This is a genomic window from Paracoccus methylovorus (assembly GCF_016919705.1).
GTDB lineage: Bacteria > Pseudomonadota > Alphaproteobacteria > Rhodobacterales > Rhodobacteraceae > Paracoccus > Paracoccus methylovorus.
In genome coordinates this window covers 104878-117488 of sequence record NZ_CP070368.1, presented here as the reverse complement: position 1 = coordinate 117488, position 12611 = coordinate 104878, and the positions used below count along the sequence as shown (strand labels likewise).

Annotated in this window: 13 protein-coding genes; 7 read left to right on the top strand and 6 right to left on the bottom strand. The window is 60.4% G+C overall.

Annotated elements, in window-relative coordinates; all coding sequences use genetic code 11:
• The first annotated feature begins 14 nt into the window (after positions 1-14).
• Complete coding sequence (locus JWJ88_RS00580; RefSeq protein ID WP_205294186.1) at positions 15-560, top strand: flavin reductase family protein; 546 nt, start codon at positions 15-17, stop codon at positions 558-560.
• Here the strand turns inward: JWJ88_RS00580 and JWJ88_RS00575 are convergent.
• The 5 genes from JWJ88_RS00575 to JWJ88_RS00555 all read right to left on the bottom strand — a co-directional run bounded on the left by JWJ88_RS00575 (position 557) and on the right by JWJ88_RS00555 (position 5160).
• On the bottom strand, positions 557-1024 hold the full coding sequence (locus tag JWJ88_RS00575; protein WP_205294185.1) for a DUF2867 domain-containing protein: 468 nt from the start codon (positions 1022-1024) through the stop codon (positions 557-559). The genes JWJ88_RS00580 and JWJ88_RS00575 overlap by 4 nt on opposite strands.
• 84 nt (positions 1025-1108) lie before the next feature.
• Positions 1109-1759: a PqiC family protein gene (locus JWJ88_RS00570; RefSeq protein ID WP_205294184.1), complete on the bottom strand. Its 651-nt coding sequence runs from the start codon at positions 1757-1759 to the stop codon at positions 1109-1111.
• 1 nt (position 1760) lies between these two features.
• Positions 1761-3827 carry a PqiB family protein gene (locus JWJ88_RS00565; protein WP_205294183.1) on the bottom strand — a complete coding sequence of 689 codons (2067 nt, stop codon included), beginning with the start codon at positions 3825-3827 and terminating at the stop codon, positions 1761-1763.
• On the bottom strand, positions 3824-4483 hold the full coding sequence (locus JWJ88_RS00560) for a paraquat-inducible protein A (RefSeq protein WP_205294182.1): 660 nt from the start codon (positions 4481-4483) through the stop codon (positions 3824-3826). The genes JWJ88_RS00565 and JWJ88_RS00560 overlap by 4 nt, the downstream gene beginning before the upstream one ends.
• Entirely contained in the window at positions 4480-5160 is a 681-nt protein-coding gene (locus tag JWJ88_RS00555) for a paraquat-inducible protein A (RefSeq protein WP_205294181.1), read from the bottom strand. Before JWJ88_RS00555 ends, JWJ88_RS00560 begins: the two co-directional genes overlap by 4 nt.
• Before the next feature lie 262 nt (positions 5161-5422).
• On the opposite strand from JWJ88_RS00555, the gene JWJ88_RS00550 reads away from it, so the two are divergent.
• The 5 genes from JWJ88_RS00550 to JWJ88_RS00530 all read left to right on the top strand — a co-directional run bounded on the left by JWJ88_RS00550 (position 5423) and on the right by JWJ88_RS00530 (position 11273).
• Positions 5423-6223, top strand: coding sequence for a flagellar motor protein MotB (locus tag JWJ88_RS00550; RefSeq protein WP_205294180.1), 801 nt, complete (start codon positions 5423-5425; stop codon positions 6221-6223).
• 85 nt (positions 6224-6308) lie between these two features.
• A complete protein-coding gene (locus JWJ88_RS00545) occupies positions 6309-7649 on the top strand; it encodes a flagellar hook protein FlgE (protein ID WP_205294179.1) in 1341 nt (446 codons plus the stop codon).
• A 53-nt stretch (positions 7650-7702) separates the two neighbouring features.
• Positions 7703-9160 (top strand): flagellar hook-associated protein FlgK, encoded by a 1458-nt coding sequence (flgK, locus tag JWJ88_RS00540; RefSeq protein ID WP_205294178.1) that lies wholly within the window; start codon positions 7703-7705, stop codon positions 9158-9160.
• Positions 9157-10176: a flagellin gene (locus JWJ88_RS00535; protein WP_205294177.1), complete on the top strand. Its 1020-nt coding sequence runs from the start codon at positions 9157-9159 to the stop codon at positions 10174-10176. Before flgK ends, JWJ88_RS00535 begins: the two co-directional genes overlap by 4 nt.
• Positions 10173-11273, top strand: coding sequence for a flagellar basal body P-ring protein FlgI (locus tag JWJ88_RS00530; RefSeq protein WP_205294176.1), 1101 nt, complete (start codon positions 10173-10175; stop codon positions 11271-11273). Before JWJ88_RS00535 ends, JWJ88_RS00530 begins: the two co-directional genes overlap by 4 nt.
• Before the next feature lie 110 nt (positions 11274-11383).
• Here the strand turns inward: JWJ88_RS00530 and JWJ88_RS00525 are convergent, their stop codons facing one another.
• A complete protein-coding gene (locus tag JWJ88_RS00525) occupies positions 11384-12034 on the bottom strand; it encodes a carbonic anhydrase (RefSeq protein ID WP_205294175.1) in 651 nt (216 codons plus the stop codon).
• A gap of 143 nt (positions 12035-12177) precedes the next feature.
• Here JWJ88_RS00525 and JWJ88_RS00520 point away from each other — a divergent pair, with 143 nt between their 5' ends.
• On the top strand, positions 12178-12555 hold the full coding sequence (locus JWJ88_RS00520; RefSeq protein ID WP_205294174.1) for a hypothetical protein: 378 nt from the start codon (positions 12178-12180) through the stop codon (positions 12553-12555).
• Positions 12556-12611 lie beyond the last annotated feature (56 nt).

Below are 12611 nucleotides of genomic sequence, written 5' to 3'. Positions count from 1 at the left end.
GACAGGGCGCGAACATGAACCGTCTTCCCCCCGCGACCCGCGACCGGCTGGCCGACGCGATCACCTTTCACCCCGCCACGGCCGAGGCCCGCCTGCTGCGAGAGGCGCTGGGGCGTTTCGCCACCGGCGTGACGGTCGTGACCACCGCCGGATCACTGGGTCCGGTGGGCATGACGGTTAACAGCTTTTCCAGCGTCTCGCTGGAGCCGCCGCTGGTGCTGTGGTGTCCCGCCCGTGCCTCGACCCGCCACGCGGTTTTCGCCGAGGCCCCGGTATGGTCGGTGCATATCCTGGGCTCTGAACAGCTTGATACCTGCCTGCGATTTACCAAGGGCGGCCGCCAGTTCGAGGGGTTGGAGCCGGTCATCACCCCCGAGGGCGTGCCCGTCATTCCCGGCGTCGCCGCACGCTTTGACTGCACCGCCCATGCCGTGCACGAGGCGGGCGACCATTCGGTATTGATCGGTCGCGTGACGCGCGTCACCGTGGCCGGTCCCGGCGATCATCCGCTGGTCTTTGCCGCAGGCCGTTTCGGGCAATTCGCGCCCGCCGCGGGTTAGGCAGCCAGCCGGCGCAGCATGGCGCGCACGATCAGCCGATGCGCCGGCCCCACGACCACCATATAGGCCCGCCCGAAAAGGTTATGCGTCACCACCGACGAGGTAATCGTCAACTCGGCCCCTTGGGTCGAAATGCAGGTCATCACGTCCAGATGCCGGTCACGCTCGGTCAGCACGAGAAGGTCCGGGGCCACGTGTTCGACCAGAAAGAAATCCAGCCGTTCGCCCACGCGCACGCCGTCGCTGGGTGCCGTGCCAAGACCGCCGATACGCCGCACCCCGAAACGCGCCGAAACCGCATCGCGGATACGGAAGGCCAGATCGAGCAGCGGCAAGGGCTGGCTGCGGATCCGATTCCAGGCTTCAAGCACCGTGATCGGGGCGGGCAACAGGACCGTCTGGCGGTCGAGGAAATCCAACTGCTCAGGCGGTGCCAGCAACGGCGCCGTTTTGCTGTGATCCATTGCATCGCGCCTCGGCTGTGGGAAACGCGCGAAGTCCAGGCAGGAACGGTGCCCCGCAAAGCCGCCAAACTGTCGCAGCCGCGCTCAGCTATCCTCCAACGGCGGCAGCGGTTGCGAGAAGATGTCGTCGATGCGCGGCATCGGAGTCGAGGATGTGCGGATCGACTGCCCCGGCCCGCTTAGCGTGGCGATCTGGCGGGCAAGCTGGGAAATCGCCTGCGATTGCGCCCGCGCGATGGTGGCGGGGTCCTGATCGGCAAGCGGCACGGAAATGTCAAAGCCCCGCGCCTGATTGGCACCGCCCGCCCCTTCGTCAGAGACATAATAGCGCCCGGTCAGCCGATAGTTACCGTCGGCCAGCGCCAGCGCCTTTTCCACCCGCACCTCCACCCGGCGACGGGGCGGTTCCGCCAGCGGCCAGGGCTCGGCGATCACCGTCGCCCCCGAAAGATCCGAAATCGCCCGCGCCAGCGTCAGCGTAAAGGCGCGCTGGGGATTGTCCGCCCAAAGCTGCCGGGTGTTCGAGCGCACCGCGCCATCCGCGCTCTGCCAACTGACCTCGTCGCCCGAGGCGTATTCGGGCAGCGACACATCCCTCAGCTCGGCCGTGCCCAGCCGGTTGGCCACGCGCTCGCCCGACGTGGGCGGGTCGATCAGGTAGCGGGCAGTCTTTTCGCCATTCGAACAGCCTGCGAGCAGGGCAAGAGAGGCGGCGGAAACAAGGATCAGGCGCATCTTATCGTCCCAGGATGAAGGCTTGCGGATTACGTTCGATGGTGCGCGCCAAACTGCCAAAGGCATTGGCAGCGCGGCGCATCTCGCGCATCAGGTTGATGGTTTCATTGTTGAAGCTGGACCGCTCGCCATAGGCGGCGATGACCGTTTCAGCCCGCGATGCAAGCGCCTCGAGCCGCGCCGAAAGCTGCGGCAGGCGTTTTGCCGCATCCGAGACGTCCTGCGCCGCAGTGCTGGCGGAAGCAAGCGCCTGGTTCAGACTGCCCGCCGCATTGCCGTCGCGCAGGTCATTCAGCAGACCCGAGGCGGATTTCAGCGTGTCGGACAGGTTCTTTGGCAATTGCTCGGCATCTTCGCTGCCCAAAAGCGCGCGAACATCCCGCAGGATACCTTCGGCCTCGGTGCCGATGGCGGCGAAATCCACCGCTTCGATCTTGGCGGCGGCGGCGTCGATCTGATCGACCATCGCGGGCACGTCGGCGGCGGCCAGCTTGACCGCCTCGGCGGCGGCTGCAGCCTCGTCCACCATGTGCCGCACCTGCCCCATCGCGCCGGATTCGCGCAATTCGGTGGTAACCTGCCGGATTTCACCGGCGGCGGCCTGCGCATCCTCCAGCGTGCCACGCAGGGCGCCGGGGATGGCGCGGGTGTCTTCGCTGCTGGCGATGGCGGTCACGCTGTTCATCATGTCGGTGGCGGATTTCAGCGCCTCTTCGATCGGCAGGTTGCCGACGCGGGTCAGGAAACCCTGCGCGGTTTCGCTGAAATCGGAAATATCGCCCGGCACCGAGGGGATCACCGGATAGGGCTCGCCCGTCCGGTCCAGTTCGGCCGGCTCGGCATTGGGCATTTCGACCAGTTCGACCTGAAGCGAGGTGCCAAAGAAGCCCGCACTGGCGACGCGCGCGCGCAATCCGGCATCGACCTGACCCTCAAGGAAGTCCAGCGCCGCTTCGGAGGTGGCGTCCCCCGCAAGGCCAAGACGGGCGGGGGTCAGGGCCAATGTCACCTCTTGCTCGACATGGTCGTGGCCCTCGTCATCGGTAACGATGCGGGCGGCAAGGTCGGTGACGCGGCCCACGGTCAGGCCCATGAACTGGACGTTCGCGCCCGTCTCCAGACCCTTGACCGATTCACCGATGCGCATGGTCAGCCGCAGGGTTTCGGATTCGTCGGTAAACAGGTTGGTCCGCGCCGTCGCCTCATCCGGCTGCAAGGCAAAGACATGCCCGTCCCTGACCGGCGCGCCACCCGAGGTCAGCGTGGCGAACTCTGCCCCGCCCTGCAGCACCGAGGCCAGCGAATTCACGTTCAGCGACAGGCCCTGCGCCCCCAACGAAACGGAAAAGCCCGAGGTGTCCCAGAACACCGTGCTGGTGGTCAGCCGCCCGTCATGAGGCGCGGCGATAAAGACATCGGCCAGAACGCTTTCGTTATCATCGGACAGGCGCAGGTTCTGCATCCGCCCGACCGGCAGGCCGCGGAACATTACCGGCGCGCCCTCGGTCATCCCGCGCGAGCGTTCGGTCGAAAGCATGATCCAGGTGCCCTTTTCGCCGAAACTGGTCAGAGGCGGCTTGTCGAGACCTTGAAAGCGGGTCTGTGGTTCGTCAGGGCTGTCGTCCCAATACCCTTCGATGAATGCGCCGGTCAGGACCGTATCCAGACGCGAAATGCCTTGCGCCGACACCTGCGGGCGCACGATCCAGAACTGCGCCTGGCTGTCGATATAGGGTGCCAGATCCTTGTCCACCCGCATGTTCACCAGCACTTGCTGCAGATTCTCGGTAAAGCGGACGGATTCGACCTTGCCGACGGTGATCTCGCGAAACTTCAGCGCCGTTTCGCCGGGCGTGATGCCGGTGGCGTCGTTGAAAGCGACCGAGATCAGCGTGCCCCGGCTGGTGATGGCATTCCAGCCCACGCCCAGCGTAACGATCAGCGCCGCGATGGGCACCAGCCAGATCAGCGGCAACCCGGCCCGCACCGCACGGGCGGCGGGTTTGCGGGTGGGTTCAGCGGGTTGCATGGGGGCATTGCTGCGCTCGGGCGAGGGCCTGTCCGTCATTCCTGGTCCTTGCGGCTGCGCAGCGGAAGGCCGCGCCAGATCAATCTTGGGTCAAAGCTTTGCGCAGAAAGCATGGTAAAGGCAACCGACACCGCAAACGACACTGCGGCGGGCCCGGGGTGGATCGAGGCGACGAAGCCCAGTTGCACCAGCGCCGACAGGATCGCCACGATGAACACGTCGATCATCGACCAGCGGCCGATGAACTCGACCACTTCGTAAAGATGCAGCCGTTTATGGGCTGCCCGCACCGTTGCCGGACGACCGGCGACCAGCGCCAGCCAGCTGATCGCGATGAACTTTGCGACCGGCACCACGATCGAGGCAAGAAACACGATCGCAGCCACGCCGTAATTTCCATAGTGCATCAGCTCGACCACACCGCCCAGAATGGTCGATTCGCTGTTGCCGCGCAGCCCGCCGAAGGTCGAGGTCTTCAGCATCGGAAACAGGTTGGCGGGAATGTAAAAGATGAAGCCGGCCGCAAGCCACGCCCAGACCGCGTTCAGGCAGCGCCGATCCGGCGGCACCAACGCGCTGCCGCAACGCCCGCAAACCTTCTCGGCTTCCGGCCAGACCCGGCCGCAGCCGCGACAGCCGATCAGCCCGGCGCGGTGCGCGGTCATGACCGGGGCCTCGACCGAGGGCGCGCTCATGCGCGCGTCTCCGGCACGATCTCGCGCCCGTCGGTGGCCATGCCGGCATCCTCGATGGCATCCCAGATCGTGGCGGCGCTGGTAAAGGCGTTGCTGGCGGCGTTGACCACGATCAGCCCGCAAAACGCCCAGAAGGCCGGGCCAAGGCTGATATTCGCAAGCCCCGCCACCTTCACCAAGGCGATGGCGGTGCCGATGACGAAAATCTCGGCCATCGACCAGGGCCGCAGTGCCTCGGACAGGCGAAAGGCCTGCACGGCATAGGCAAAGGGCCGGCGGTTCCGCGACAGGGGCAAAAGGGTATAGACCAGCAACAGCGCGCGTAGCACCGGCAGACCGACGATCATGCCCAGAACGGCCACGGTCAGCGGCATCAGCGCCCCATGCGAAAAAGCCAACGCCACACCGAAAAGCGAGGTCTCGTTGCCGAATCCCATGCGCGAGATCTGAAGGAACGGAAAGAACACCGCCCCCACCATCAGCACGAGCGAGGCAAAGGACAATGCGATGATGCGGGTGAACGCGCCCGCACGGGGGCTGGCCAGCACGGTGTTGCAGCGAACACAACGGGCGGTCTCGCCCGGCTCAAGCTCGCGCTCGATATGCAAAGCGTCGCAGCGCGGGCAGGCGATCAGCCCCGCGCCAGTAGAGAGGTCATATTCGCCTTCGATCTGCATCGGCGCAGCATATCGAGACGCGGGGCCGGCGCAAGATGCCGGAACAGGGACGATTCGGCAGCCCTTTGCAATCAGAAATGGTTCCAACCATTACCCGTCCCGCCTGCCGAGATAATTTAGCCGTTGGATGGATTTGATTTTACATCATAAAAAATTTTCCGGCAAACAGCCCTCTGGGAAATAGGCGGCATTTGACCCGTTAACTGGAATTTCAACGGCGCACCATTAGACCTTCCGGACATGCAGTGAAAAGGAACGACTTATGGCCGGAAAGGGGGGCGGTGCCTCGATCATCATAAAAAGGGTTCAGGAAGGGAACGAAACCCCTCACCATGGAGGTGCCTGGAAGGTCGCCTATGCTGATTTCGTAACCGCGATGATGGCATTTTTCCTGCTCATGTGGCTGGTAAACGCCACTACCGAAAAGCAGCGGCAGGGACTGGCGGAATATTTCAATCCGACATTGATCCACTCGAACCGCGGGGGCAGTGACGGTCCCTTCGGCGGCAACGTGCAGAATGCCGAAACCAATTCCGGAAAAGGCGCCGGTGCCTCGCGCGATACCCGCGCACCCCAAGCGCGGGAAGGTCAGAAATCCGGTTTCGAGGATATGGCCCGCCACATACAGGACCAACTGACGGGCAGTGGCGCGGAATCCATGCAAAAGGTCAATGTTTTTCGCCACGTCGTGACGCGCATGACGGACGAAGGTCTGGTCATCGAATTGACGGACCTGATGGAGGAGCCGCTTTTCGTCGGCGACAGTGCACAGCCAACCCCAGCCATGAAGGAACTCGCCGGCATTCTCTCTGGCGTATTGGGACGCACCAGAAACGAGGTGGCGTTGACCGGCCACGTTCGCGCCTATCCCGAAATGCTGATCCACTCTCCTGTCTGGGCACTGTCCAACGCCCGCGCCCATGCCGTGCGCAATCTGATGGAGGGTTCGGGCTTTGACACCGCACGCATCCAGCGCGTGACGGCATTTGCCGACCGCCGGAACCGGTCAGCCAACCCGATGGACCCGAACAACAACCGGATCGAAGTGATTTTATTGAGATAACCGGCCCAGAAGAGCCGCGTTAGCCGCATATTAACTCCGGGCCGGCAAACTTCTCGCTGAACGACTCACATAGGGTGACAATAGAATGTCGATCTCATCTGCCCTGAACACCGGGGTTTCCGGTTTGGCCGCAAATTCCACGCGCTTGGCTAATATCTCCGACAATATCGCAAACTCCGGTACCTACGGTTACAAAAGGGTGGATACCAGCTTCGAAAGCATGGTGATCAATCAGGGACGGGGCGGTGGTGTCTACACGTCCGGCGGCGTCCGTGCCGCCACCAGCCGGGTGATTGATCAGCGTGGCAATCTCATTCCAACGTCGCACCCTCTGGATATTGCGATTTCAGGCCGGGGCATGCTTCCGGTCATCAAATCCGCGTCCCTGTCATCAGGACAGACCACGTCACGCGAGTTGATCATGACCACCACCGGATCATTCCGGGTCGATGATCAGGGCTATCTTCGCACCAATTCCGGACTGGTCCTGATGGGATGGCCAGCGAACAACGACGGCACGATCCCCAGCCAGCCCCGCGATTCCGCTGCAGGGCTGCAACCCATCCTGATCAACTCCACCCAGACAGCCGCTGATCCCACGACACGGATCAACCTGCGCATGAACCTGCCGGCCAATGACGCTGTCGGAGGTGCGACAGGCGATGCCCGGGAACTGGAGGTCGAATACTTCGGGAATCTCGGCAATGCCGAGAAGATGGCAATTACCTTTACCCCGGATGTGACGGGCGCGGCAGGGGCGCGATCGAATAGCTGGACAATGGAAATCCGCGACTCCGCCATTATCGACGACCCAGACACCCCGGGCGATGAATCGCTTATTGGCACCTATACCTTGGAATTCAATGACAGCACTATCGGTGGCGGCACCCTTGCCAATGTCGCGACAGTTACCGGCGGCGCTTATGACCCCACGACAGGCCTTCTAACCGTTCCCGGCGCGAACGGGCCAATGACGGTCAATCTCGGTCGCTATGGCGATAGCCAGGGGATCACCCAACTCAGTGCAAGTTTCTCGCCAGCCAATGTGACCAAGAACGGCTCGCCGGTCGGCAACCTGACCGCACTGGAAATCGACGAGAACGGCTATCTCAATGCCACATATGACACCGGGTTCGCGCGCACATTGTATCAGGTGCCGTTGGTGGACGTCCCCAATCCGAATGGCCTGATGGCAATGGACAACCAGACATACAAGATCACATCGGGATCCGGTGCATTCTACCTGTGGGATGCCGGCGATGGACCCACCGGTGCCGTTGTAGGCTATGCGCGCGAAGCCTCTACGACCGATGTCGCCGCCGAATTGACAGACCTGATCCAAACCCAACGCGCTTATACCTCGAACGCCAAGGTCATCCAAACCGTCGATGAGATGCTGCAAGAAACGGCCAATCTCAAACGCTGATATTTAGCGGGGTGGCGCCCTGCCGCCTCGCATCCCAAATCCGGAGCCTGCCCATGAGCATTTCATCCGCCATCTCCAATGCCGTTTCAGGCCTGACTGCGGCCTCACGGGGAACCGAGATCGTATCTTCCAACATCGCGAACGCGCTAACGCCCGGCTACGCGCGCCGGGAACTCGACCTGTCCTCGCGCCTGTTTGAGCGCGGCGGCGGTGTCACCATCAATGGTGTCAGCCGGTTGCTTACCGCCGGGTTGGTTGCAGACAATCGGCTGGCGATCGCAGATCTGGGTTCGTCCCGAACCGCGGCAGCGTTCCATACCGTCATGGAAAAAGCCTTCGGTACCGGAACCGAGGCATCTTCTCTGGGGCAGATTTTGGCGGATTTCGAATCCGCGCTGGCAAGCGCCGCATCGCGACCTGATAGCGAACCAAGGCTTTCCGCCGTTCTCGACACCGCAACGGCCTTGGCAAAAAAGATCAACGAGATCTCTGCCACCGTCCAGGCTGAACGCACCAAGGCCGAACAAGCGATCAAAAACGACGTTTCTCGACTGAACACCGCATTGCATCAAGTGGCGAAACTGAACACCCAGATTGTCACCACATCCGCACAGGGCAAAGACGCCTCCTCACTGATTGATGCCCGCCAAGCAGTAATAGACAGCATCTCCGATATTCTGCCGGTCAAGGAGGTGCCGCGAGAAAACGGCCGCGTCGCCTTGTTCACACCCGATGGGACCATTCTGCTGGACGGTATTGAACCAACCAATATCGAGTTCAGCGCGGTAACTAGCATCACCGCGGGAATGTCAACCGCGAACGGCGCACTTTCCGTACTGACCATCAATGGCAAACCGCTTACGGGTACGCAACAGGCCATGCTAAGTGGTGGAAGCTTGGGTGCGAATTTCGCCATTCGCGACCAGATCGCTCCCGAATATCAGGAACAGATCGATGCTTTTGCTTTAGATTTATATGACCGGTTATCCGATCCGACGATCGATCCTACCTTGAGTTCCGGCAACCCAGGGTTATTCACCGATAACCAAGGCGCTTTTGATCCCGCTAACGAAACCGGGTTCGCCAACCGTATCGCAGTGACGTCCCTGATAAACCCCGATGCAGGTGGGCAATTATGGCGTATTCGCGCCGGAATCAATGCTTTCGATCCGGGAAATTCGGGGGAAAGCGCGCTGCTTGACCGTCTGAGCTCGGCAATCTCGGCCTCGCGATCCCCGGCTTCAACCAACCTTTCCAATGCAGCACGAAGCTTGCAGACCCTTTCAGCAGAGTTATGCTCTGTTGCTGCCATGAATCGCATCGGCTCAGAGGCCAACGTCCTACAAAGCAGTTTTCGTCAGGCCGGCCTCAACTCTGCTCTTCTGGCAGAGGGGGTCGACAGCGACAAAGAAATGGAAAATTTGCTTGCTCTTGAGCGTGCCTATACCGCGAATGCCAAGGTTTTTCAGACCGCAAACGATATGCTCGACGCTATACTGAGGTTGACATGACTTCCTTTCATTCCTTTGGCGACCTTTCCCGCTCATTTCAACTCAGACTCGGCCAACACGGCTTGAAAACCAAGCTGGACCGCCTGACTAATGAATTGATGACCGGGATTAAATCGGACATTCCCAAAGCTCTTGGGGGGAACTTATCGGGAATCTCACATATCGAATCTCGATTGAAGCTGCTGACAACTTACCAGCAAAGCGCATCAGAAGCGCAGAATCGGCTATCAGGGATGCAAACGGCGCTAGAACATATCCAACTCGTCATTGATGACCTAGGTCCGAGGTTGTTAATAGAACCCAACATCTTGGAAGAACACGGCCTGAGAGAAAGCGCAGGCAGCATCATGCGGGATTTCCGGTCGATGTTTAATACCTTGAATACCAGCATCGCCGGGCAGTATCTTTTTTCAGGCACTAAAACGGATAATGCCTCGCTTGGCGGGTTCGATAGCATGCTCGCGGAACTTACAACCGCGGTTGCAGGAGCGACCACGGCTTCAGATATTGCAGATCGTATTGACGAATGGTTTGAAGCGCCTCTCGGAACCGGGGGCTTTGCCAACACGATCTATCAAGGTGATGATACCGGCAGCACCCGGTTTTCGATCTCACCTGATCGCCGGATCGACATCAACATGACTGCCAACTCAGAAGAATTACGCGACACGCTCAAAGGGATGGCTATCGTCGCCTATGCTTCCCAGACAGGCGGAGCAATAGATGATACCAACTTGCGAGACCTTTTCTCCGAAGCCGGCGCGCGCTTGGTCAAGGGAACCGTAGGACTGACCAGCGCCCGGGCCTATCTGGGACAACAGCAAGCGGTCGCTACTCAGGCCCTAGCTAGAAACTTGGCGGAAGCAACAACGCTTTCAATTGCTCGCACCAATATGATTGGTGCCGATCCCTATGAGACCGTCACCGCCCTGGAGGAAACCGAAGCGAAAATCCAAAGCCTCTACGCCCTTACAGCACGGCTTTCACGGCTCAACCTGACGGATTATCTGTCATGAGGTTTCTCTGCCTTCTTCTGATCCTGTTCGGCCTTGCCAGTCCGGGTCTTGCTGCACCGGTACGTATCAAGGACTTAGCCAATATCGACGGGGTCCGGGGCAACGATCTGGTGGGCTATGGTCTTGTCGTCGGACTCAACGGTTCAGGCGACAGCTTGCGAAACTCACCCTTTACTGAAGAGATCATGGCAGGTCTGCTTGAACGACTTGGCGTGAATGTGACCGATGAAGCGTTTCGTCCCAAAAACGTTGCGGCTGTGATCGTTACCGCAACCCTGCCACCATTTGCGCGAGCCGGCTCCCAGATAGGCGTTAACGTAGCTGCGATAGGCGACGCCAAAAGTCTGCTGGGCGGCACGCTGGTCATGACGCCGCTTAACGCAGCAGACGGAGAAATATATGCCGTTGCACAGGGTTCCGTCCTTGCAGGTGGGGCAGAAGCTTCGGGCGCAGCCGCCTCGATCGTGCAGGGTGTTCCTACGACAGGTACGATTCCCTCGGGCGCCCGGGTAGAAAGAGAAGTCGCCTTCGATTTCTCTCAGATGACAAACCTGCGCCTAGCGCTGCGAACACCCGACTTTACCACTGCTGCGCGTGTCGAGGCGGCGATCAACCAAAAATTAGGTCGGGGATTGGCCGAGCTCGTTGATTCGGGAACCATCGTGATAGATTCTACCGTGTTGGGACAGGTCAACCCGGCACGACTCATGGGTCAGATCGAGAATATCACCATCGAGCCCGAGACCACCGCACGGGTCGTCATCGATCATAAATCCGGTACGATCGTCATGGGCGAAGACGTGCGTATCTCACGTGTGGCGGTGTCGCAGGGCAACCTGATCCTGAGGGTCCGCGAAACACCCGTCGTATCACAACCAAACCCGTTCTCTCCCGGGGACACCGTCATAGTACCTAGAACGCAGGCAGAAATCACGCAGGAGCCCGGGATTGGTTTCGCCGAAGTTTCTGGCGAATCATCTCTGTCGGATGTGGTCGCGGGGCTCAATGCATTAGGTATCAGACCCCGGGACATGATCGATATCCTGAAGGCCGTACATGCCGCGGGGGCACTACATGCCGAATTCATCGTGAACTGACAGGAAGCCCGAGCCCTCCGGGCAATCCCGTCCGCATGAAGGCCAGCAGCCCATTCATCCACCAGCGCTCGCGGGCAAAGACTTTCGGCTGAGATCGCTAAGAAAGCAGCTCAGATGATCGGAACGAAACCTTCAACTTGCTGGTCATATTGCTCAAGCGCTCCCTCGGCGATGTCGTGCAAAACTCCGTGCAACGAAATATTTCCCGACTCTACTGCCGCCTTCACAAAGGGAAACGTCATCAGATTCTCCAGTGAAACGAGAACTGCCTGGCGTTCAAGCCCGTGGATCTGCTGCTCTGGCGGCAACGAGGCTACACGATCATATCCCCTGCGCAGGATGTCCATCCAGCGACCGACAAAGCTGGATTTATCCTCGAGTTCGGGTGCATGTCCCGAACACATCGCATGGCAACCCTGTACACCGCCGCAGTTCGTATGCCCCACGACGACGATATGGGCGACCTTAAGCGTGGACACGGCATATTCGACCGCAGCCGAGGTGCCGTGCTGCTCACCATCCGGCGCATAGGGCGGAACCAGATTAGCAATATTGCGATGAATGAAAAATTCGCCTGTATCCGCCCCAAAGATCGAGGTCACATGCACGCGCGAATCACAGCACGCGATAACCATCGCGCGAGGATGCTGTCCGTCCTCGGACAGCCGACGATACCAAACCCGATTTTCGACAAAGGCCGTGGCGCGCCAACCATGATAGCGCTGAACCAGATACTGCGGCAGTGGACGTGCTTCTCTCATTGCTTCCTCATCTACCGTTCGAACGGGTGATAACGACTGAACCGATAAAGTTCGAGTGGTTTAGCGCCAGCACTATAACCTTTTCTTGATTGATTGATGCCAGATTCCACATCAGCGCGGCAGAGCCCGATACGGGAGCAGGGATGACCAAGATTACAGTTCTGGCCATGAATGAAACCGTCCGGATCGACGTGCAAAGGCTCGAGAAAATTGTCCATGAACTGGGCGAGCCAGCCGCCGCGCAGGTCATCGGCGCAGCATTGGAACAGCTTGCGCTGGCGCTGCGGCGAACCGTCACAGCCTCGCAGCAGGGTGATTCCTGTGCCGTAGTCACCGAAGCGGACCAGCTTTCACGATTGGCCTGGCAAGTTGGTCTGGTCACCCTTGCAGGCGTTGCCGTCGATGTTGGCGCATGTGCAGAGCGCCAGGACCGGCCCGCTCTGGCGGCCACGATCCAACGACTTGAGCGGATCGGCAACCGCTCACTGACCGAGTTGTGGGACCCACCAGAAATCCCTTAACGAAACGCGGCTTTGCAGCCCCCGACCCGGACGCTAGGTTGCCACAAAGGACCAAG

Bases quoted from the DNA above. Each gene is read 5' to 3' on its own strand.
- JWJ88_RS00550 (WP_205294180.1), top strand. From the start codon at position 5,423: ATGGCCGGAAAGGGGGGCGGTGCCTCGATCATCATAAAAAGGGTTCAG.
- JWJ88_RS00525 (WP_205294175.1), bottom strand. From the start codon at position 12,034: ATGAGAGAAGCACGTCCACTGCCGCAGTATCTGGTTCAGCGCTATCAT.
- JWJ88_RS00545 (WP_205294179.1), top strand. From the start codon at position 6,309: ATGTCGATCTCATCTGCCCTGAACACCGGGGTTTCCGGTTTGGCCGCA.
- JWJ88_RS00580 (WP_205294186.1), top strand. From the start codon at position 15: ATGAACCGTCTTCCCCCCGCGACCCGCGACCGGCTGGCCGACGCGATC.
- JWJ88_RS00520 (WP_205294174.1), top strand. From the start codon at position 12,178: ATGACCAAGATTACAGTTCTGGCCATGAATGAAACCGTCCGGATCGAC.
- JWJ88_RS00530 (WP_205294176.1), top strand. From the start codon at position 10,173: ATGAGGTTTCTCTGCCTTCTTCTGATCCTGTTCGGCCTTGCCAGTCCG.
- flgK (WP_205294178.1), top strand. From the start codon at position 7,703: ATGAGCATTTCATCCGCCATCTCCAATGCCGTTTCAGGCCTGACTGCG.
- JWJ88_RS00565 (WP_205294183.1), bottom strand. From the start codon at position 3,827: ATGACGGACAGGCCCTCGCCCGAGCGCAGCAATGCCCCCATGCAACCC.
- JWJ88_RS00570 (WP_205294184.1), bottom strand. From the start codon at position 1,759: ATGCGCCTGATCCTTGTTTCCGCCGCCTCTCTTGCCCTGCTCGCAGGC.
- JWJ88_RS00555 (WP_205294181.1), bottom strand. From the start codon at position 5,160: ATGCAGATCGAAGGCGAATATGACCTCTCTACTGGCGCGGGGCTGATC.
- JWJ88_RS00575 (WP_205294185.1), bottom strand. From the start codon at position 1,024: ATGGATCACAGCAAAACGGCGCCGTTGCTGGCACCGCCTGAGCAGTTG.
- JWJ88_RS00535 (WP_205294177.1), top strand. From the start codon at position 9,157: ATGACTTCCTTTCATTCCTTTGGCGACCTTTCCCGCTCATTTCAACTC.
- JWJ88_RS00560 (WP_205294182.1), bottom strand. From the start codon at position 4,483: ATGAGCGCGCCCTCGGTCGAGGCCCCGGTCATGACCGCGCACCGCGCC.